This window comes from Bradyrhizobium sp. 172, from assembly GCF_023101065.1.
GTDB classification, from domain to species: domain Bacteria; phylum Pseudomonadota; class Alphaproteobacteria; order Rhizobiales; family Xanthobacteraceae; genus Bradyrhizobium; species Bradyrhizobium canariense_D.
Map to the genome: position 1 here is coordinate 6,878,546 of NZ_CP064701.1, position 20,708 is coordinate 6,899,253.

The following is a 20,708-nucleotide window of genomic DNA, read 5'->3' on the forward strand; positions in this document are numbered from 1 at the left end:
AAATCGCGAACTCTAACAAACAAATGTAACCTACTCCTAGCGTGTGGGGTGATGGCATAACGATCCTATCCTATTTCGAATTTGCGGCGAACGCTCGCCGCAAATGAGCCGGCGGCAACTCTCTCTTGCCGACGGTCGGTGCGATGTGTAGCAGCGTCGCTCCTCCCAGACTGACTTCGCCCGGCTTCCAAAATGAGGCCGGGCCTTTTTTTTGCATGCAAGCCATCATACGATCGCGGTCAACGATTCCACGATGGGCTGGTTGCAGAAGAAGTCGTCCCGCCATGCTCGGCTATGGAAACCACCCACCGTCTTCCCATCCAATCGCCGGCTCTGATCTCGAGCAAAGAACGCTTGCTCCTTTGCAGGTGAACGCCATGGATAGCTTGATTCTTACGCAGCGTCAGGTTGTAGGATCGCAGAGCGGACTGACGTTCAAGCTGACCGCGCATGCCTTCGACGACGCATAACGGTCCTAGCCGGACCGGCTGCCGAGCTGCATGCCCCACGAATGCCCCCCTCAAATGACGCCTCGCTGTTGAACGCAGAAAACGAAAACGGGTGAGAATGATGTCATGGGGCGCGCAAGTATCGATAACGAGTGACTTAGGATCAGTGCAAACATCCACTAAGCCCACAAACGCTGCCGGTAACGAGCCCCGATGATGCCGGCCGAGACGCGCAAGTTGCGCAACGCGCTCGAAGGTCAGTTACCTCAAAGAGGAGGAGCACCATTTTTGATCGAGACGGCGCGACATAATGCCATATCAAGAGCAACATGCAGTGTATTTGGTCAGGATCTCGAGCTATGCGCCAGCGCGAGCTGGGAGCATCAACGACGAGTAGTCGTGTGTGGCATGGACGTCATCCTGCAACCGTCGATTGCGGCTCGATCCCACAGAACCGCAACGTTTTGTCCGATCATATATCAGCAAAGAACAGCGTGGGTAGCGGCAACATGGAGATGGGATCATCGAGCGGATTAAGGTCGCGCTCGCACGCGCGACTGGCCAGTTGGCACGCTAAGCACGTGTAGAGCAATGAACGCCCTCAAATCAATCATTAGCAAAGTCGCTACAGGTGCCACGCTGACCCGCGAGGAGACCGCAGCAGCCTTTGAAATCATGATGTCGGGCCAGGCGACATCCTCCCAGATTGGGGGATTACTAATGGGCATGCGGGTCCGTGGCGAAACCGTAGAAGAAGTCACCGGCGCAGCCTCGGCCATGAGGAGCAAAATGCTCCGGGTCAGCGCGCCCCCCGATCCTGTCGACATCGTTGGTACGGGCGGTGACGCTTTGGGCTCAGTCAACGTGTCGACGTGCGCCTCATTCATCGTCGCCGGCGCCGGCGTTCCTGTGGCCAAGCATGGCAACCGCGCCGTGTCCTCACTATCGGGTGCTGCTGACGTCTTGGCCCGGCTCGGCGTGAAGGTCGACCTCCCGCCTGTAAGCGTTGCTCGTTGTGTGCACGAAGCTGGCATCGGCTTCATGCTTGCGCCCATCCGTCATCGGGCTATGCACCACGTTGCCCGGATCCGAGCGGCACTTGGGACCCGCACGATCTTCAATCTAGTCGGCCCGCTCGCAAATCCAGCCGGAGTCAAGCGGCAGATCGTCGGAGTGTTTTCGCGTCGATGGGTGCAGCCCTTGGCCCAGGTGTTAAAGAACCTTGGTGCTGAGTCGGTGTGGGTGGTGCATGGCTCAGATGGACTCGATGAGATCACCCTCACCGGACCATCATTTGTTGCCGCGCTAGAGAGAGATGCGATCCGTACTTTCGAAGTCACCCCGGAAGACGCGGGCCTCGCCCGCTGCCACAACGAGGCGCTGAGGGGCGGCAACGCCGATGCAAATGCAATCGCGCTGCAAAGCGTGCTCGACGGCACGCCAAGTCCGTACCGCGATGTTGCTCTTCTCAACGCCGCCGCAGCAATGATCGTGGCAGGCCACGCAACCAGCTTGAGGGACGGCGTCGCCCTTGGGCAAGAATCGCTTAACAGCGGAGCGGCAGCTGCGCGATTGAAACACCTGATCACGATCTCCAATGCTTGACACGGCCGACGCGGGACATTTTGAACACCAACATGGAAGCCTACGAGCGCGAAGAGCTTGCAGGCGCAAAGCGCGATGTGCCTCTGCCACACGTCGAGAGGCTTACCGCGGTCGCGGGGTCACAGACGCAGCAGCCCCGCTTTTCCAACCGACGGAGCGGGATCCGCGAAAGGCCTCAGATCGCCAAGACCAGTGCGAAGCAGCCTGCCGAGACAATCAGCAAAGGCCGCGGCCGAAGCTTAGGTTCTCAATTTTGTGTGCACGCAAGACGTCAATGGATAAGCAATGACGTCCCCGCGAACGGTAGAAGCGCTCGCATTTATGGCAAAGATAGAAGACATTATTCCGAACTTTCGGGCGGTCATCGATACAGGCAGCTCCATCCTCCAAATCTGCGGGGTACGCTGCACACAACACTCGATAAGCATCTTCTCGCTGCAAAAAAAGCAGGTTGTCGACGATTCCAGAATCCACTAGGTGCTCTCATGCCGCTAGTGTTAACCTCGGACATTGCTGTTGAGGAGTATGCGCCGAGCCAGATGGAATTGCGGGAACGCGGCCTCATCTTAATCGGACCGCATCGACGCAGGCCCAGAGTGCGAGATGGTCGTTACCGCTCTCACGCGCGGAAAGCCATTATGCTGCATCCAAGATCAGGGCGTTAAGGGTCATGGCGAGGGTCACCAGCATGCCAACGATCCCATTGGTAAAATGAAACCGGCTTTGACTCGGTCCAGAACAACTACAGTCTCGAGGCGCTTTATATCTGGATTCTCATTTATCAAGCGTCGGGTGAAATGCTCGTACTCTTCCATATTATTTGCAGTCACCAACAAGATGAAATCAGCTTGGCCCGTGATGTAAAATCCGCTCATCACCTCCGTCATAGTGCGGATCCCCCGCTTAAAACGATCAATGATGTCGGCGCGATCGCGCTCAAAGAAAATGAGGACCAGCATAGTCACGTTTCGGCCGATCGCCCTTGGCGAAATGATTGAGACGTCTGATTCTATCACGCCCTCTTTTCGTAGGCGCTTTAGTCGGCGCTGAACTCCAGAGGCAGATAGGGCAACTTTTGCGCCGAGTTCTTCACTGCTTAGGCGATTGTTGCGTTGAACGAGATCAAGAATACGAGCATCGATTTTGTCGATTTCCATGGCTGCATTGCGGACTCTCGAGCGCGATCGCCTCCTCCAAGCATGCGAAGTAGTCCCATTGAGCGTCCCGGTCATCTCTAAATCTCCTCCCTAGCACCTCTACGAATGTACGTCTTCAGACGACAATGCGCGCACTGACGAGTTGAAGGCTCAAACCTTATTGGGGACAGCCAACCACCGGTTCCGGTCTTGTGCGCGCCCGGTCGGCTTGCGTCGCCTCCCCTCATTCCAATAAGCCGCTAAAGCTCTTTACCTCTCGCGCTGTTTGTGGAGGTGAATTTGTCGGTACCGCACCTCTCTTGACGCCTGGCAGCTGATTGAACCTAGTTCTTTCGGGAGCGGACATGTGGGCGGGTTAGCGTCACCAATGGAGCCCATCGGATTGACCTCGCGGGCGAGCTACTGGCGAGTGAATTTCCTTCAGCTATGTCACGTCGCGCCCGTGGCGGCGCGCAGGCCACACTGGCAGTTCTCGAAATCGATTAACGACAGGCAGGGCGGCTTCCCGCCTGCGTCCCCTAGTGTGATGATCGATCACTGGACGCAATAGATCAGGAAGCAGCGCGCCCGGCATCGTCGCGCTCGCACCAGCATCGAGATCTGGCATCATTGTAATGGCTTCCTCTCCGTCGAAGGGGCCGAGGATTGCCTCTCCTCCGGCGTCAGTCAACGTCCGCGGCTTCGCCGCGGCAAACGGCACCTCGACATTGAAATAGCTAAAGCGCGGCATCTCCCGGGCAAGGCGCACCAGAAACGACATTGTTAACGTCACGCCACTGAGCAGCGCATTCAGGACCAGGATCGAAATCTTGGCCGCATCTGCGATACGGCCGAGACGATCGAGCATCGAGGGCGCGTCCGCGTTGAGGCTCACGCCGTGGTAGGGCGGCATCAGCATCCACGCGCGGCCGCATAGCGGGCGCGCTCGATTGCAAATTGCGTCCTGAACTGTTTGCATGTGATCATGACCGCCTTGCGACTACCCACATGAGCCAGGCACAAATCAACCAACAATCGCACTCCTGCTCGGTTAACAGGAACTGCTCGGAACGATGAGCCAGAATGTAGATCCATCGACGCGCTCGTCGATCATGCATCGCGGCGCTGCCCCTCAATGGCAAGAACTCCGGTTTCCGTGAAAGCCGATGCGACTGGGAAGAGGCGGCTACAGGCGTATTTCCTTGCATTTAGCATGAGCAGGCTTCCAACAAGCAGATGTTCTTGACGGGCAGATGTCTTTGGGCTCGCTCAGGTCATCAAGAACATTGGATGCCTCGAACTGACAATAGGAACCGAGAATGGTCCTCCCTGTGTTCGCCGTCTGCAGCCCAAAGGCCGAAGGGATCATCGGACGTCCAGCCATCTGCTGCGAAGACTTCGTAGTTATTCTTCCAGAGGGTCCACCAAAAACTAAAGGCTGCGTCGGTGTAGCTCATGCCATAACCCGCTTCACTTTTCTCTTCCGATGAAGGGCGTGAGCAATCCCACGAGATCATTCCGGCTCTGCGGCAGCCTTTGCCGATGAGATCGGAGCGATAGAACTTTGTCCTAGCGGTCATCCGTGGATACCCGGCGTTTTTCGCTCAGCATGGAGATGACTGGAACTGTCCTGCTTCGACCTTTATGAGGCGGGGCCCTGACCCGATGGTGATTATTCCACATGAGGTCGCATTGGTCGCTGGCCCCGAAATCAGGATCTGGGTAATATTGGGAAAATATCTCTGTAAGAGACAACCCCGTCTAATTCAGCTGCCAACTCAGACTTGTCGTTTCTCGCGTATCGCGACGTGAACGGAATGATTCACCTAACATATGCTGGGCGGTGTCTTCCGCTTATACAGCTTTCGAGAAGCAGACGGCGCTAAAGGCTCCGCAGGAAGGAAAACGCTAGCGAGCTTTTGTCTCAATCCCATAGGCTCCTCCCGCGGCCAAAGCCTGCTTGTGAGTGAAGCTTTTTCTTGTGCAACTGAGAGAAGGACACGACGCCCTGTTATAGAGATCTTCAAATTGCCGGTCGTCTCAAGAATTCGAGTGCGCTGGCGCCCCCCCGGTGTCAGTCCCGTATACATCCTTGTCCACTGGACTCCGGCTGGACACTTTCAGAATGAAGCTGAGGCATCGCCGATGGTCAGGCGCATCAGGGACAAGCGCTCAAAAGCCGCAGTGCGTGGCTGGACAAGCCGGTGCGCGAAACGCCCCTCTTGGTTTCAATCGGACGAGGCCTGTCGATCGGTTATCGGAGGAACGAGACCGCCGGCACGTGGGTGTTTCGCAAAGCCGACGCCATCGCGACTGTACGCCCCCGACACTCGGACCCAACTGTCGACTACAGCGTGGAGTGCAACCGATCTAAGCGCGTGTCCATTACGGGACCCCGATGCAAAACCCACTGTCGACCTCCAAGGTCGCACCGTTCCGTTGTATCTGAATCATGACCGATCCGGGGAGAACAACCCGCAGTAACCGATGCTAAGCCGAACACCGTCGTGCCAGCAACGATTGGTATTATCGAAATAGTCATTGCCGAAAGAATCACACGAATTGTAACCGGCAGGCCCTCGCCGATGTCTTCGATCTGCGACAGACTGCACGCCCTGGCGCCACCCGCTTGATCGCATCGGCTGGACAGCCTGCGAACACCCCAATATCGTGGCTAGCCACGATATCGATGATCTCTTCGCTCATGCCGGCGTCACAGTTTCTGCTTGAAGGTATCAACTGCGGCCCGGGTCACCCGAAAAACGCCACGACCACGGGACAGTGGGCGATAGGCAGAGCCGGCTCGGGTCTTGAGAACATCAAACCATTGGTCGGGCGTGAGCCTCGCCGGGCGCTCGCTGATCTGGATCACCCTGCCATTCGGGGCGAAGCGGACGTGAATGATGATCTGCGGATTCATATCGTTCCCGTTTTTTTTCCAGGTTTAGAGACCGGTGGGCTGCTCGATTGTGGCGTGTTCAGTTTCGGCCCGCTTTGGGGTGGACCTCGCGCAGCGACTTAAACTTCGCACCTGCATTGGTGCCGGGTGGCCCGTTCGGGTTGGCGGCGATAATCGCCCGTGTGTTAGGCCTCATGCGTTCTTCGGCATTGTCTTGAGGCACGTTTCGGACCAACATTCGGTGTCGGCAAACTTCCCCGTGTGTCCGCCAGATCGACGGCATGCACGGTCTGAGAAACGAATAGGAAGAGGCGATTACCTCTTCCTCTCGCTCGATACCGAGCGCCTTCAGGCCAGGCAGGAGCCCAATCGTGCGTTTGGAACCGCAACGCTATGCTTGCGGCCAACATAGATCGCGAAAGCTCGTTTGAGCATCTCAGTCGTCGACCGACTGGAAATTCGCTGCGAACACAATAGCGCTTCGACGGCCGCGGGTCGGCAACAATGATATCAGGATGCGAGAGCGGAATTGCATTCACCGCCTCCGCGTCATCGGGGCGATTCTCTGCGGGTCCAGTGCCGATCACCGCCCAACATGCCTTCTAGCCAGCACCAATCCAGTCGCTCGCGCCTGGTCGGCCGTAATCTGCATGCAGTGGTCTGATCCATCGATTAGATGCAGGTCAAACTGCGGAAGACGCCGGAATGGCTGCTGCGCCACATCCGACGCATCACATCGAACCAAGGTGAGCTGCGGAAAGCAGCGCCTTAGGTCAGCAACGGCGCTAGTGTCTGTGTTAGCTGTCTCAAGCAGGCGTTCGATTTCGATCAATTGTTCTGTGGCGAGCGCCATTGTGACTCCTTATGATTGTTGCCAATGAGCATCACTGCCAGAACAGCCGCTCGGGATCCGTGTTCAATTCGTCGATCGCCGACGCAAGCCGGTGGAAAATGCTGTAGAATTTCCAGCTTCCTCGCGCATGATTCTTGAAGAACAGTTTCCAGATCCCGCTCACGGCATCGTAATGAAACAGCGCGACATCGATCTGACCGCCATCGTTGTCAATATTGCGCGAGCAGCAGGGACTCTCAATGAGATAGCCAGCCTTTACCGGCGTCACACTCGGCGAGTGCTTGCGGGAGATCAAAGCACGTTCGATCCGCTTGCGATCTAGCTCGTTCGGATGCGGGATCAGCCCGACCGGTACCTCTCTCGACACTCTCATTGCGAGAACATCCCCTCAAAGGAGTGTGACCTCTTCTTCAAGACAACCAACGACCAGCCGCTCACCAAAATCTACAAGATAAATCGGCACGCTTGCTTCGGTATGCATCGCGACCCGGACGATCTCGCCGATGGCACCGGCGCCGACCAGGATCCCATCAGGCGGCGCGGTGGCAACTGACTCGTCATTGATGAGATTGGCTGCCGTTTTCACGCGCTGGCCCGATCGATATTTTGGAATGCGCGGCTCTGTCATGACACAGCCACTTCCGGCAATGGCAGATCATCTACCCCCTCGTCGACCGGTCCGACCTCTTTGCGCCTCACGCCGACGCGGTAGCCACTTTCAAGAAGTTCGACACCGCAGATATAGAATTTCTGCAGGAACGTACCGATGGAAACGACGTAACCCAGGTCGCCCTTCTTGGCCAGAATGTCGCCGATCTCCTTGCCGCAAAGGGTGCCGTCATTGCGGATGGTACTGCTGGCCCTCACCTTTTCGCCAAAGCTGAACGCGGGCCGCCCGCTTAGCTGGACCACATCACTGTCGGAAACGATCATGTTCATGCACCGCCCCCTGGCGAACCTGCAGGGCGCACGGAGACGCGAGCAGAGGTGCTCTTCCGCAGCATATTGTCCTTGTCTGCGATGGGACATGCCGACTCGTCATCCGCGATGCGACTCGCCACTTCGTAGCGGGCACGCCGTTCAGCTTCGCGGTTCAGAGCGGTTACCAAATGAGGTGAAGGTCGCTGCGCGTACTCGAGGTGCACGGAGGTATCGGGATCGTTCACCGTGGCAAGCAGCCCCATACGTCGGGCCACCATGCGGCGAAACTGAATGGCCTCATCATTCATCAGCCAGCCAAGCCGACGCGGCCCGATGCGCTGCGTCCCGACCCGACAGACGCGATAAAATGCAGAGCTTTGCCACCTCCGGCGTCTTAGCCCAGCGAGTCTGTAGACGTCTAAGCGGTAGAGCTCGATCGGAACAGAGGCCAACGTCTCTGCTTCGAGCAGATGTTTTCGGCCACTCCCTCCAGATGATAGAAGAGCCCGGTCTGCCGTTGCTGATCCTCGGCCTCGGGTAGCAGACCTTCGTCGAGCCGCGTCTGTGCGACCAATGCTCCCTTGCTGCCTGATAGTGGAATGACTGGGTCCAGGTTCATGGGCAGCTTTGCTCCTCTGACAGGTGGCCCCTTCGACATTGCAACGCGATGCACCTGGCTCGGCGAAGAATAGGCCCGTCTGCACAGCGGCGTGGCTCAAATCGATGACAGCGCTGCTTAGTGGGCACTCGACATCGATGCGCAACTTTGGACTGTTGCGCTTCGTTAGTTTCTTGCGGGGTCCGGGGCGCCGCGTACGCGCCGATGTCGGCGATCGATCCCGAGTAATCCGTGGGCATGACAGGAAATTGCAAGTCGACGCCTGCGGCGCCGTCAATGCACACGGCGATACTCGCGACTTTGGAGTGACGGAGCTCGGCATGAAGTTCACGAGCACCCCCCTTTGAGGCAGGCGCGTGGTAAACGCGACACTGATGTATCCATGACGTTGGTGTTTTCAACTGGACAGACAGCGACACACTGCGGCTCGTCAAAGTAGACGATGCGTTCGGTGCATTTCTGGGATTCAATTGCGAAGCTTCCAGCCTTCTCCGACGTTGCAACATTCGGGTATAAGGGTTCACAATCCGAGGAACGCGTCCACTGCGAGGCGACGATCTTGAAGGGCATAGATACGACCTCTTACGCGACCGAGATCAGCGGTTCTTGCGGGATCGCGGCGTCGCCGCGCTTGGCCTTTGAGCCCGAATGCTGTGCCGTACTCGGGCACGGAGATCTATGGCATGATAAGTCGTTTTCGGATTGGCCAAGGCATCGCCGGGGCCGACGATACCGAGCACAGTCAGCTGCGGAATTCTGGTGGCTACCGCGAGCAGCTTTCCCGCCGCCTGCTCAGGAGTGAGCTTGTCACGACCAACACCGGGACGCGATTCTTTGGCGCAGTCGTACTTACGATTGCAGTAGTTGCATTGAAAATTGCACGCCGGCGCGACCGCGACATGGATGCGAGCGTCATGATGATGAGCTTCTTCGCTATAGCAGGGATGCGTCCTCACTTTGTCCCAGATTTCGGCCGGCAGATCGCCTGGGACAGCCTGTGACCCATAGCTCCCTTTGCCATTCTTCGAAGAGCTCCGGGAACCCTTATAATCGGCGCATCCCGCCGCTATCCTCAGCATCTTTGACATGTTTTCCGCGTCCGGCAACAGCATCCATATTCAATTCTCTACCAAGTGTGCCCATGGCGATCAGCCTGAGCGGCCACAGAACGAGAGTTAGCAACTCGCGTGCCATCTCGGATGGCGATGGCATTCCCGCCGTATGAACGAGTTAGCTAGACTTGGTCCGCACAGTTGTGCACGCGTCAGCGACAGTTCACACGTCGGAAATGCGACAGGCGTCGCAATTGTGACGGAGATGGCCGTTGGGTTCTCATTGAGCTCGCGTGAGATCTCCCAACACGCACCGGTCGCTTGCGATGCGATCTCTTCCTACTAGCGGACCGCGGCGAGAAGACCACTTTGCGCCGCTACTTGGCGCTCAACATCTCTATCGCGTGCGGGCCATATCGCGACCAGTGTCAGGTGTTGCTCGACCAGAAAGCAGAGTTCGTTGCGTGAGAGTGCTTGCGGATCGACGATCGCGTGATGGACGTCAGCCGAGCGTTTGGTGATCTGCCGGGCATAAATAGCAAAAGCAGATCAGTGAAGAGACAGCCGAAGAAGAGGGAGGAACCTGCATCCGTTCCGCCTTTCCTTGATGAGGTCGGGAACTGGTGTCTGGATGCCGATTTCAGTCAGAACCTCAACATAATCCAGCGTCAGTAATTAGTGAACCGTCCCGGGTTTGCCGGAGGCCACTTGGTTTAAGTTATGCCGCCATGGCGGGGTGTTCCATCATGGCGTAGTAGCGTTGCTCGGCTTCGGCCGGCGGGATGTTGCCGATGGGCTCGAGGAGCCTTCGGTTGTTGAACCAGTCCACCCATTCCAGCGTCGCGAACTCGACGGCCTCGAAGCTGCGCCATGGTCCGCGCCGATGGATCACCTCCGCCTTGTAAAGTCCATTGATCGTTTCGGCGAGAGCATTGTCATAGGAGTCTCCGACGCTGCCGACGGAGGGCTCCACGCCGGCTTCGGCCAGGCGCTCGGTGTACTTAATGGATACGTATTGGCTGCCCCTATCGCTATGATGCACGAGCCCGCCACGATGGACCGGCCGTCGATCATGCAATGCCTGCTCCAGCGCATCGAGCACGAAGCCTGCATGCGCCGTGCGCGAGGCTCGCCAGCCCACGATCCTGCGGGCATAGGCGTCGATGACGAAGGCGACGTAGACGAAGCCGGTCCAGGTCGCGACATAGGTGAAGTCGGAGAGCCAGAGGACGTTCGGCCTCGGCGCCTTGAACTGGCGGTTGACGTGATCCAGCGGGCATGGCGCGGCCTTGTCGCTGATCGTGGTCTTGACGGGCTTGCCGCGGATGACCCCTTGTAGGCCCATGTCCCGCATCAGTCGCGTCACTGTACAACGGGCAACATCGAACCCTTCACGCTTGAGCTGCCGCCAGACCTTGCGCACGCCGTACACGCCGAAGTTCTGATAGAAGACGCGCCGGACCTCGATCTTCAGCGCAGCATCCTGCCGGGCGCGCGCCGACAGCCTGGCGGGATCTCGCCGCTTGGCCACATGGGAGTGATAGGTCGAGGGGGCGATCGGCAGCACCTTGCAGATCGGCTCGACCCCATGCGCCCCACGATGATCCTCGATAAAGGCGATCATGGCTTGGACCGGCGGTCGAGCTCCGCCATCGCAAAATAGGCGCTTGCCTTGCGCAGAATCTCATTGGCCTGCCGAAGCTCGCGGTTCTCTCGTTCGAGCGCCTTCAAGCTCTTGACCGGCAGCACGCTGCCGTGCGTGTTGCGCAGCACAGTAGGCCAATGGGGCCGCCGAGGCATGATCAACCTCTTGGCCTGCCGGATCGTAAATTGGATACCAGCAATCGACGTGGATGCCGGAGCGCGCGATACCTTCACCTCACGCCATCCGTCGCGTGTACCGGAGAGCCGTCCGCATCGCGCCGTCGTACCAAGAGTCGACTATCACAGGCCGTGGTAAGGATGCTAGATGATGATGCAGTGGTGTCGGCTCCACCCGCGCACGAACGCCTGGACCGTCAATGCCGTCACGGTGGAGCGATGTGTGTCGCTCTCGACATCCGAGACGTTGCCTTTGGCCTCGCGCGATAGTGCAACTTTGCTGGAGAAGGCAGAAGGCCTCCTGTGTCATTGGCATATCTGGTCCGATCAACTCGGCGAGGTCAGGTCCGAGATACGGAACAATGCTGAGCTCTCATCCTCACCCCAAGATCAGTAGGAATCGCCTTCGCGTCGACTGCGTTGACAAATTTCAATTCGCGGGAGCGCGTTCATCGGTCCCCCTGTCTTCCCGCGCGTTTTGGCATTCATTGTGATCGGGAGCGGCGTGTCGCTCGCCATCTCAGGCAGATCGAGCATCCAGCTAATGGCCATTCTGATTCCAATCGCCCCGGAGCGTTTCATACTCGGATTCCGCGATCGGCTCTTCGAGATCTTTCTTGCGAAAGGCCCGCATCAAGAGAGCGGCGACTCAAGAGTTTCATGAGGCCAATTTTCTCGACCGCGATGCATACTTGTGTGGTTTAGCATGCTCCCGCGAGTTGGCGCGCAGGTGAGCCACAATGTTTGCCAATACGGAGACGACCTGGTCGACCTCTGGAGGGTTGTCTCACGCGGCAGGGACAAGCGCAGCGCGCCGTGCAGGACATGCGATGGCGCGATTGAGCAGGATCCGCAGGCTGATCCGAGCGAAGCGGCAATGCCCGCACGATTTAGATGGTGGAAATTGCGTTTCTTTCGCCAAGCGATCTCGGAAGATCTCGGCGTTAAACTGAAGAACGTCACGCTCAACATGCTCGGTCGCACCAAGAAGGGTGATGATCGGCAAGGAGAACACCACCATCGTCAATGGCGCCGGCAAGAAGGCTGACATTGGGACGCGTGGCCCAGATCAGGCTCAGACCGAGGAGACCACCTCGGACGAACAGCACGCAAAAGCGCAGTGGTCGTTGCGTCCAACACTTGGCGACTCCGCAAGGAGCAAAGAAGTAGCACGAGGAAGCACGCTGACACTTTAAAATGAACTACTAGCTGATTCCAAGACTATGAACTTCACCACAGTTGCCGTTGTTCTTTGATGCCCGAGACGTCGCGGCCGTGTCCTCCTCACAACGATAGTTGTGATGCTCTCGCTCCGCCACGCTGGTGCCGAGGAACCACCTCCGTGATGGAATCCAGCCCCGGAGGCGCTCTTTTTACGATTTTCATCGCGATGAGTTTGTCCTCGCCGCGCAACATCAATTCATGGTCGTGGCAACGCATCTTCAGCATCAATATTGGGCGCTGAGGCTGATTGAGCTCGCTCACCCGATGCTCAACTGCGCGGACGGCTATTCGTAACTTGCCCAACTCCTCAATCTCGCTGAAGCCAAGGCTTCGTCGGGCCGAGACCACGTTCTGGAAGCCCGCTGCGTAGAGATTGATGACAGACCGCAGGGAGGGTTGCAATTTGCCCAGATTCCAAGAAGGTCTGTGACAACGGTATAACATGATCTTTGAATTCGTTGCTGGCATTCGACTCACGTTGCGCCACGCTCCCGTAGAGCATGGCGACAGCGCAGATTGCGCCTGTGACAATGGCGCTTGAAATCCCCGGCGGTGCCAGCTGTTCGCGTAGCCCAACGCGCAATCCGCGACGCGGTGATGATCTCCACGAATTCCGATCGCAACTTTGCGCATGTTGCCCCTCAAATGACTTGTCCGGAGGCGCCCGATGCTGGTTCGCACTGTCGCGACGCGCAGCTATCCTGCTGGATCGCCGCGCTCAACATTTCTCTGCCGCTCGTCACGAGCGCTGACTAATTTAGATTGATTTCCGTAAATCCTGAAACCATCAACGGGACCGGACGCGTACACGAGCGAGTGTTCGATGCTCTCAATGAACAGTACGCAAGTTCGAATGTTCTCGCGAGAAGCGCTTGCAAGATAGCAAGTGCTGCGAAGTTGGCGAAATCTGCGCACAAAAACTGCAAGATATCGCTACGAACGCCTCCAATCCTCTCAGGTAAATGAGTATCCGATATCCGCTTGCACGATCTAACGATCGCTTCGTGCAAGATTGGAGTTCGCGGTGAGTTCATTTACTTGCCGAGCTCCTATTCAGTGCCCTTCGGGGCGTTTCCTCCCTGACTCGGCCGCGCGGTATCTCGCGCGGCCTTTTTTCGCGGTCGACGAAGACCTGATTGCTCGGATTTGAAGACCTGCAGGAGCAAGGCGACCCCGACCACCGCCGCACAATCCACGCAAGGCTCGTCCTTCTTCGCTAGCGTCTTGCGGATTCCGGGGATTGCGGCCAGAGATTCCGATTGAACGCGACCATGCATTCCGATCGAAGGCGGCCACCTGTTCCGACGAAGGCGGCCGGGGTGTCGTTGCCGGCATGAGGAGTTGGGTCAGGTTTTCTTCGCGGCGTCAAGATTGGCGCGTTGGGCAGTTATTTTCCGCATGCTGTCTCCTTTGAGGATGAGGCGGTGAGCGTTGTGGACGAGGCGGTCGAGGACGGCGTCGGCGATGGTCGGGTCGGCGATGATCTCATGCCAATTTTCGATCGGTACCTGGCTGGTGATGATGGTCGATCCGCGCTGGTGACGATCGTCGACGACTTCGAGGAGATCGCGACGCTGCTCGCCGGTAATCGGAGCGAGGCCCCAGTCGTCGAGGATGAGCAAATCGACCCTCGATAACGTCTTGAGGAGCCGCGCATAGCGTCCGTCGCCGCGGGCGAGCGCAAGAGCTTCGAACAGCCTTGGCAGGCGATGGTACAAGACCGATCGATTATCGCGGCATGCCTTGTGACCGAGCGCGCAGGCGATCCAGCTCTTGCCGACGCCGGTCGGCCCGGTGATGAGCAAATTTTGCTTGCGGCCGATCCAATCGCCATCGACGAGCTTGGCAAAGAAGGCGCGGTCGATGCCGCGCGGAGCGCGCAGATCGACATCTTCGACGATTGCGGCCTGCCGTAGCGAGGCAAACTTCAGGCGTACGATGAGCCTTTTGTTCTCTCGCTCAGTTGCTTCGCGATCGATCATCAGGCCGAGGCGCTGCTCGAAGGTCAGCGCGGTGACGTCCGGTTGGCGTTGCTGATCATCGAAGGCCTTGGCCATTCCGGCGAGCCCGAGAGCGGCGAGACGTTCGTGGGTATGATTGCTGAGCATAATGCCTCCTTGTTGCTGGTCAGTGGTAGTAGCCGCGGCCACGGATGTTACCGTGCTGGATGGGATCGGCGTCGGGGGTGGTGTCGGGAAGGAAGGACTTGTCCAGGCCGGTCTTGAGGATCGAGGCAATCGACCGATAGCTCGCTGAGCCGATGCTGATCCCGCGGCGGCAAGCGGCTTCGAGACGTTGCGTCCCATAGGTCTTTTCCAACCGCAGGATGCCGAGACAGGATCGGAAGCCCTGCTCGGGATGCGGCTTTGTCCGCATGATCGCCTCGCACAGCGCGATTGTGGACGGACCGACTTTCTCAGCGGCGGCCAGCAGACGCGCCGGCGTCCAGAAGGCGTATCGGCGATGCGCGCTCGGCATGTGCTCGGGGATCGTGGTGTGGCGGCGCTTCACCCCCGAGCGTGCATGGCTGGCGATGCGGGTGCCGCGATGGAACACCTCGATGGTGGCTTCGGTGGCCCGAACCTCGACAACCTGGCGGATCATGCGGGATGGCACCGAGTAGAAGTGTCCCTGAACTTCGACATGGTAATCCGGCGCCACACGGGCACGACGCCATTCGGCGTACTGATAGGCCTCGGCCGGCAGCGGCATCAGGGCCGGACGATCGATGGTGTCGAAGAACTCGCGGCGGCTGGCACCGAGCTTGCGCATCAGGCGGGCGTTGAGTTGGTCGACCAGGATGCGGATCGCAACATTCAACTCGGCGAGCGAGAAGAAGCGCCGGTTGCGCAGCCGCGCCAAAATCCATCGCTGGACGATAAGAACCGCCGCCTCCACCTTGGCCTTGTCGCGCGGCTTGCGGGGCCGCGCCGGCATAATGGTGGTGCCGTAATGGGCGGCAAGATCTTGGTAGGTCCGGTTGACGCCTGGCTCGTAGCGGCTCACCACCGTCACCCCGGCCTTCAGATTGTCGCAGACGAGCGCCTTCGGCACCCCGCCCAGGAAGGTGAGCGCATCCACATGGGCGCCGATCCAGTCGGGCAGCGCCTCGCTGAACCGGGCTTGGGCAAAGGTGTAATTCGACGCTCCCATGACCGCGACGAAGATCTTGGCGGCGCGCACCTCCCCGGTGAGCCCGTCGAACACCGGCATGGTATCGCCGGCGAAGTCCACGAACAGCTTTTCGCCGGCCGCGTGGGTCTGCCGCATGGTCGCCGTGATGCCGTGGCGCCATTCGACGTAGAGGTCGCAGAACCGGCTGTAGCCGTAGCCGTCGGGATGATGGCCGCGGTATTCCTCCCACAGCAGTGCCAGCGTTACGCTGCGGCGGCGCAACTCGGCATGGACATGCCCCCAATCCGGAAGCGGCTTCGATCGTGGCGGGTTGTAGCCGGCTGGCGCAAACAGCTTGCGCTCCAGGGCTGTGTCGTCGAGCTCCTCCGGGATCGGCCAGGTGATGCCGATCACCGCGGCCCGGCGGACATACTCCGCGATCGCCGTGCGACCGATCCCGACCGATCGGGAGATCACCCGATCGCTCACCCCACAAGCATACTTCAGGCGTAGAACTTCTCGAATCTTCCGCATCGGCAATCTCTCGGCGGGCATCGGACCTCCCATTGCGTCAACCGCAAAAGGAGGGACCTTGCCCCGTTCAGATTGCCGACAACGCCCCCCGTCTCACCCTATCAACAGGGTGGCCGCATTCGTTCGGATCGGGTGGCCGCTTTCGATCGGAATCGGTGGCCGCCTTCCGTCGGAATCGGTGGCCGCTTTGCCCCGGATTCCGCAGCGTCTGAAGGACCTGTCACTTCGGCGGGAGACCTGCTACATTGATGGCGCCTGAGTTGGCTCACCTGGCCCTGCGGTAAAAACAATCTGGCGATCGGCATTTGGCTCGCCAAACTGCCGCAGCTCTCAGCCGACGGCTCGAGAGCCGTGGAGGCTGCTGAACGAGCGCTCCCTGCATGGCCTAAGCTCACAGCCAAGCAACGTTCCAACACCCTGCGCGTGGTACGAATTGATGGTCGCAAATCGCGAGAATCTCGCGCTAATCCTGACCTCCAAGCAGGGCAAACCGCTCTCTGAGGCGCTAGGCGAACTCGATACCGGGGCGCCTATGCCGAGTTGTACGCCGCAGAGGCGCGCCGCATCTATGGCGAAACGATTCTATCGCCGCGCCCGGATGCAAGGCTGCTTGCGATCACGCCACCGATTGGCGTCTGCGGCGCCACAGGCCCTGGAACTTCCCCAACTCGATGATCACCCGCGAGGTAGGGCGGCGCTCGCCGCAGGTGCACCGTGGTGCTGAAGCCAGGCAGTCAGACGCAGCTCTCGGCGGTTGCGCTCGCAGCCCTCGCTGAGAAGGCAGGCGTGCCCAAGAGTGTCTTCAACGTCATCGCCGGAGATTCGGGACGATCGGCGAGGTTTTGTGCGTGCACGCGGCCGCGCGCTTTGTCGGCCTCACCGGCTCGACGGAGGTCGGCAAGATCCTCTACGGTCGGGCCTGCATCGGCCTGAAGAAGCTCGGCCTCGAGCTGGCGCCTTTCGTGGAGTTCGAGGCCCCCATATCGATGCCGCCATCGAGGGCGCCATCGTCTCCAAATACCGCAACATGGACCAGACCTGCGTCTGCGCCAATCGCCTCTACGCACAGGCAAGCATCTATGAGGAATTCGTCAGAAGCTCTCGACCAAGGTCGCGGCATAGAGATCGGCGAAGATGCGGTTCGTGCCTGCACACTGTCCATGAGCGGCGCGATCGCGGCGATGGTGCTCAGTCATAATTCGGGCTTGACAGCCGCAGCTCTGTTTTTGCGGGCGTATGGACGTGACGCTGTTCAACATTGACGTGCAGCTTTCGGCCCCGCGCTGGGTTGCGGGCCGATCCGTTGCAGCTTGGCAGGCTGCGTTCTCTGGAGGCCTCGCACTTGGCAGTTGGGGCTGGGGTCGCCTCACCGATGCCATCGGTGTGGACATCACGCTGCTCGCCTCTGCCGGATTGATGCTGCTCTTGCCGCTGCTAGGACGCTGGCTGCGCATGCCGGCCATCACCGAGCGCGGGGAGGACGCCGAAATGCTTGCGATCCTAAGGTGCGGCTTCCGCTGACATACCGGAGCGGCCCGCTGGTGATTGAGCTCGAATATCGCGTGGCTTCGGAAAATGCGCGCGCCTTCCACAACGTTATGCAGAATGTGCAGCTCTATCGGCAACGCAACGGCGCCTATGGCTGGTCGATTGGGCGTGATATCGCCGACCCCGAGCTGTGGACCGAGCGCTATCACTGCCCGACATGGCTCGATTATTTGCGCCAACGCAACCGCTGGACACGCTCGGAGCGCGCATTAGATGCAAGGCCACGGCTTTCCATATCGGGCCTGAGCCCGTGCGTCTCCGTCCGTATGCTGGAGCGCCGTTTGGATCGGTACGCTGGAAGGATGATGTGCCCGACCGCGCCGCGAGTGAGCTCTAGCTGCGGGTTGGAAGTGCGCACAGGCACTAGCAGTCGTCCCTTCCGTGCCCCCCATTCAAAAAGCCCCGGGCGTGTTGACGCGCTTGCGCTTCGCGAGCCCCTCGCCGTCGCAAGTTGCCTAGAGGACTTCCACCTCCAAGCTGTGGCTGATACTCGGCACAAAAAAGGGGCCACTCTGATGAGTGGCCCAAGTCTGCGAGAGAATGTCCCAGCAGAGCCTCTGGGATCAGGCCGCAGCCTGTTCGATCGGCGAGAAGGGAAGCCCGAGACTCTCGGCGACAGCCTTATAGGTTAGCCGGCCCCGATAGACATTTAGGCCAGCGCGCAGATGCGGATCTTCGAGCACAGCTGCAAATCCTTTACTTGCGAGAGCCACACCAAAAGGTAGCGTAGCGTTGTTGAGTGCCTGGCTTGAGGTGAGCGGCACAGCTCCGGGCATGTTTGCAACGCAATAATGGATCACGCCATCCACCTCATAGGTTGGATCGGCATGTGTCGTCGCCCGCGATGTCTCGAAACATCCGCCCTGATCGATCGCCACGTCCACGATCACGGAGCCTTTGCGCATCGAGCTCAACATACCTCGGCTGACCAGTTTCGGCGCGCTCGCGCCAGGAACGAGAACGGCGCCAATGACAACATCTGCCGCAAATACCTCTTCTTCAACGGCCTCGATCGTCGAGAATCTGGTCCGTACTCGCCCTTGGAACTGCTCATCCAGTTCGCGAAGCCTGGGAATCGAACGGTCGAGGATTGTGACCTCAGCGCCTAAGCCTGCCGCCATCCTTGCAGCGTGAGTGCCGACAACGCCCCCGCCGATCACCACGATGCGAGCGGGTGGCACGCCCGGTACCCCGGCAATCAGCAGTCCCCGTCCGCCGGCGTACCTCTTCAGCGCGGCGCCCGCGGCCTCGATCGCAAGTCGTCCCGCAACCTCGCTCATAGGGGCAAGCAGTGGAAGGCCGCCGTTCGCGTCAGTCACAGTTTCATAGGCAATTGCGGTGCAGCCAGACTTGATAAGGCCCTTCGCCTGCTCCGGATCCGGAGCCAAATGCAGATAAGTGAAGAGGATCTGGTTTTCTCGCAGCTGCGTCCATTCGGAGGGCTGTGGCTCCTTGACTTTCACGATCATTTCGCTCGACGCGAACACCTCGCGAGCAGAGGCCGCAATCGTCGCTCCAGCTTTTCGGTAAATCTCATCTGTCGCGCCAATCCCGGCGCCGGCGTTCGTCTCGAGCAATACGCTGTGGCCAGCGGCCACGTATTCGCGGACGGCCCCAGGCGTCAGGCCGACGCGGTACTCGTGCGTCTTGATTTCCTTGGGAACACCGACCTTCATTTGCAATCTCCATGGTGAGCAGCTCGTTGTAATCGGAAGAGCGTTACAAACCTGCGGGGCGAGAGGCCAAATAGCGCAGTAATCCGGCGATCTTCTCCGCCTGCTTGCAGGATTTCGAACAGGCGACCGAAGACCGCCGAGATGGCAGGGATGCTACCACAGGGTGGCGAGACCTGATGCGGCCCCGGCAGCCAAACCAAACACTCCTGATCAGGATTGATCTACGCCGGATTGGATCGACTTCTTCGTTGTTTTGCCTCATTCGCAACGATGCTCGATTCGCTAACACGAGTAGCGCTTGCGATGGAGGCCCGTTGGTTCATCAAAGGATGGATCGGGTTTTTCAAAGGTCTGCTGAACGATTGATCGAAAGTACGCATCGAGACGCAGCTCAGCAGAGCATGGCTTGGGTCGCCGCTGCGCTCAAACTATCGTGCTTCGCATATCTCGCTCCTCCCGCGAGCCGGGCAGTGCTTGCAACCTGATCTCGACATATCCCCCTCCTGGACCGTCATCCATCTGCAGCGCGGCTACGACTCCGTCGATCCGGTGGTACGTCGGGCAATGCGCCAGCCTAAGCTCTTCCGATCGGGGCCCGGATTTGAAGTGCGAAATCGGCCGAAGCCTGAACGCGCTCTGTTCGAAGAAGCCGACAAATTTGGAATCCGCTGCGGGTTTACATTCGCTATCCTCGATGACAGGTGCGTAATCGCCGCGCTGAGCTTTGCAACTGAACGAGCTCGAAGATCTTCTGCGTTTCCAAGCTCCAAGCTGAGGTCCGCCCAAAAATCTGGCGCCACGACGTCAATCGCGGCATCATCAAAAGCCTGATCAGCATGAACACAGGAATCAGCCTCGTGTTCGAGGCCGACATAGGCGCAAATTTTGCCGGCCTTGTTTACCGGGAGCTGCGCGATGGCGCGGGTGCGAGCCGATTCGAGCTTTCTGCCTATTGGCGCGCCGACAATGAAACCCGGCGCTGCACGAATTCCTGAAGTTGGTCTCTGAGCGCTACCCATCGCCTTCGAGTGGTCGCTGACGCGCGTGGCGCGCTTTCCGGAAGCTCCTGTCGGCTGCCATGAACCGGGCCAGCATGGGCGCGATAAGCTTAGCTGGATCGCCGATCGGCTGAGCGGTCTCCTGCGCAAGGATCTCGGCATATGCCACGAGATCCCTGTGCACGCTCGCGGGCAGTTCATGCGTAATCTTGATCGGCTTGTCGTCGTGGATTGCGCCGAGCTTTAACTTGGGCATCGT

16 protein-coding genes, 8 pseudogenes and 1 other annotated feature are annotated in these 20,708 nt (G+C 59.1%); of the genes and pseudogenes, 7 read left to right on the forward strand and 17 right to left on the reverse strand.

All coding sequences use genetic code 11. From position 1 onward, the window contains the following. Nucleotides 1-284 precede the first annotated feature (284 nt). Nucleotides 285-470, forward strand: coding sequence for a hypothetical protein (locus IVB07_RS32675; protein WP_247338323.1), 186 nt, complete (start codon nt 285-287; stop codon nt 468-470). Between the two features lie 570 nt (nt 471-1,040). Further along, nucleotides 1,041-2,054, forward strand: a complete 1,014-nt coding sequence (gene trpD / locus IVB07_RS32680) for an anthranilate phosphoribosyltransferase (RefSeq protein ID WP_247296883.1) — start codon at nt 1,041-1,043, stop codon at nt 2,052-2,054. Nucleotides 2,055-2,734: 680 nt separating this feature from the next. Here trpD and IVB07_RS32685 read toward each other — a convergent pair. The 12 genes and pseudogenes from IVB07_RS32685 to IVB07_RS32740 form a co-directional block, all read right to left on the reverse strand. After that, complete coding sequence (locus IVB07_RS32685; protein WP_247338325.1) at nt 2,735-3,211, reverse strand: Lrp/AsnC family transcriptional regulator; 477 nt, start codon at nt 3,209-3,211, stop codon at nt 2,735-2,737. Nucleotides 3,212-3,635: 424 nt separating this feature from the next. After that, complete coding sequence (locus IVB07_RS32690) at nt 3,636-4,109, reverse strand: hypothetical protein (RefSeq protein ID WP_247767276.1); 474 nt, start codon at nt 4,107-4,109, stop codon at nt 3,636-3,638. Nucleotides 4,110-5,903: 1,794 nt separating this feature from the next. Continuing rightward, nucleotides 5,904-6,110: a hypothetical protein gene (locus IVB07_RS32695; RefSeq protein WP_018459463.1), complete on the reverse strand. Its 207-nt coding sequence runs from the start codon at nt 6,108-6,110 to the stop codon at nt 5,904-5,906. A gap of 562 nt (nt 6,111-6,672) precedes the next feature. Next, complete coding sequence (locus tag IVB07_RS32700) at nt 6,673-6,942, reverse strand: hypothetical protein (protein WP_247282153.1); 270 nt, start codon at nt 6,940-6,942, stop codon at nt 6,673-6,675. Between the two features lie 31 nt (nt 6,943-6,973). After that, nucleotides 6,974-7,315, reverse strand: a complete 342-nt coding sequence (locus IVB07_RS32705) for a DUF3024 domain-containing protein (RefSeq protein WP_247282154.1) — start codon at nt 7,313-7,315, stop codon at nt 6,974-6,976. Between the two features lie 15 nt (nt 7,316-7,330). Next, nucleotides 7,331-7,570 carry a nitrogen fixation protein NifZ gene (locus IVB07_RS32710; protein ID WP_247282155.1) on the reverse strand — a complete coding sequence of 80 codons (240 nt, stop codon included), beginning with the start codon at nt 7,568-7,570 and terminating at the stop codon, nt 7,331-7,333. Next, complete coding sequence (locus tag IVB07_RS32715; protein ID WP_247282156.1) at nt 7,567-7,881, reverse strand: nitrogen fixation protein NifZ; 315 nt, start codon at nt 7,879-7,881, stop codon at nt 7,567-7,569. Before IVB07_RS32715 ends, IVB07_RS32710 begins: the two co-directional genes overlap by 4 nt. A gap of 928 nt (nt 7,882-8,809) precedes the next feature. Continuing rightward, a complete protein-coding gene (locus tag IVB07_RS32720) occupies nt 8,810-9,052 on the reverse strand; it encodes a ferredoxin (RefSeq protein WP_247282157.1) in 243 nt (80 codons plus the stop codon). A gap of 92 nt (nt 9,053-9,144) precedes the next feature. Continuing rightward, nucleotides 9,145-9,594: pseudogene (locus IVB07_RS32725) on the reverse strand (nitrogenase cofactor biosynthesis protein NifB); the annotation flags it as partial. 658 nt (nt 9,595-10,252) lie between these two features. Continuing rightward, nucleotides 10,253-11,271: pseudogene (locus IVB07_RS32730) on the reverse strand (IS3 family transposase); the annotation flags it as partial. After that, nucleotides 11,084-11,200: a sequence feature (AL1L pseudoknot), on the reverse strand. (Overlaps the previous pseudogene by 117 nt.) A 552-nt stretch (nt 11,272-11,823) precedes the next feature. Then, a pseudogene (nifT, locus tag IVB07_RS32735) lies at nt 11,824-12,017 on the reverse strand (putative nitrogen fixation protein NifT); the annotation flags it as partial. Further along, nucleotides 12,014-12,255: pseudogene (locus IVB07_RS32740) on the reverse strand (cysteine desulfurase NifS); the annotation flags it as partial. The pseudogenes nifT and IVB07_RS32740, both read right to left, overlap by 4 nt. A gap of 19 nt (nt 12,256-12,274) precedes the next feature. On the opposite strand from IVB07_RS32740, the pseudogene groEL reads away from it, so the two are divergent. Next, nucleotides 12,275-12,455 (forward strand): annotated as a pseudogene (gene groEL, locus IVB07_RS32745) (chaperonin GroEL); the annotation flags it as partial. A gap of 184 nt (nt 12,456-12,639) precedes the next feature. On the opposite strand, the gene IVB07_RS32750 reads toward groEL, so the two are convergent. The 3 genes from IVB07_RS32750 to istA form a co-directional block, all read right to left on the reverse strand. Then, nucleotides 12,640-13,212, reverse strand: coding sequence for a hypothetical protein (locus IVB07_RS32750; protein ID WP_247767284.1), 573 nt, complete (start codon nt 13,210-13,212; stop codon nt 12,640-12,642). A gap of 713 nt (nt 13,213-13,925) precedes the next feature. Next, a complete protein-coding gene (istB, locus tag IVB07_RS32755; protein WP_027515747.1) occupies nt 13,926-14,687 on the reverse strand; it encodes an IS21-like element helper ATPase IstB in 762 nt (253 codons plus the stop codon). A 19-nt stretch (nt 14,688-14,706) separates the two neighbouring features. Then, nucleotides 14,707-16,248, reverse strand: coding sequence for an IS21 family transposase (gene istA / locus IVB07_RS32760; protein ID WP_247294116.1), 1,542 nt, complete (start codon nt 16,246-16,248; stop codon nt 14,707-14,709). A gap of 130 nt (nt 16,249-16,378) precedes the next feature. Between istA and IVB07_RS40840 the strand changes: the two are divergent. Both IVB07_RS40840 and IVB07_RS32775 read left to right on the forward strand, forming a co-directional pair. Continuing rightward, nucleotides 16,379-17,323: pseudogene (locus tag IVB07_RS40840) on the forward strand (aldehyde dehydrogenase family protein); the annotation flags it as partial. 31 nt (nt 17,324-17,354) lie between these two features. Further along, a pseudogene (locus IVB07_RS32775) lies at nt 17,355-18,112 on the forward strand (MFS transporter); the annotation flags it as partial. Nucleotides 18,113-18,338: 226 nt separating this feature from the next. On the opposite strand, the gene ald reads toward IVB07_RS32775, so the two are convergent. Continuing rightward, nucleotides 18,339-19,451, reverse strand: coding sequence for an alanine dehydrogenase (ald, locus tag IVB07_RS32780; protein ID WP_247289311.1), 1,113 nt, complete (start codon nt 19,449-19,451; stop codon nt 18,339-18,341). 549 nt (nt 19,452-20,000) lie between these two features. Between ald and IVB07_RS32785 the strand changes: the two genes are divergently transcribed. Beyond that, nucleotides 20,001-20,282: an autoinducer binding domain-containing protein gene (locus IVB07_RS32785; RefSeq protein WP_247767831.1), complete on the forward strand. Its 282-nt coding sequence runs from the start codon at nt 20,001-20,003 to the stop codon at nt 20,280-20,282. Continuing rightward, nucleotides 20,207-20,490: pseudogene (locus IVB07_RS32790) on the forward strand (LysR family transcriptional regulator); the annotation flags it as partial. The gene IVB07_RS32785 and the pseudogene IVB07_RS32790, both read left to right, overlap by 76 nt. Here the strand turns inward: IVB07_RS32790 and IVB07_RS32795 are convergent. After that, nucleotides 20,463-20,705 (reverse strand): DUF2274 domain-containing protein, encoded by a 243-nt coding sequence (locus IVB07_RS32795; RefSeq protein WP_247289307.1) that lies wholly within the window; start codon nt 20,703-20,705, stop codon nt 20,463-20,465. The pseudogene IVB07_RS32790 and the gene IVB07_RS32795 sit on opposite strands and share 28 nt — an antisense overlap. Nucleotides 20,706-20,708: the final 3 nt, after the last annotated feature.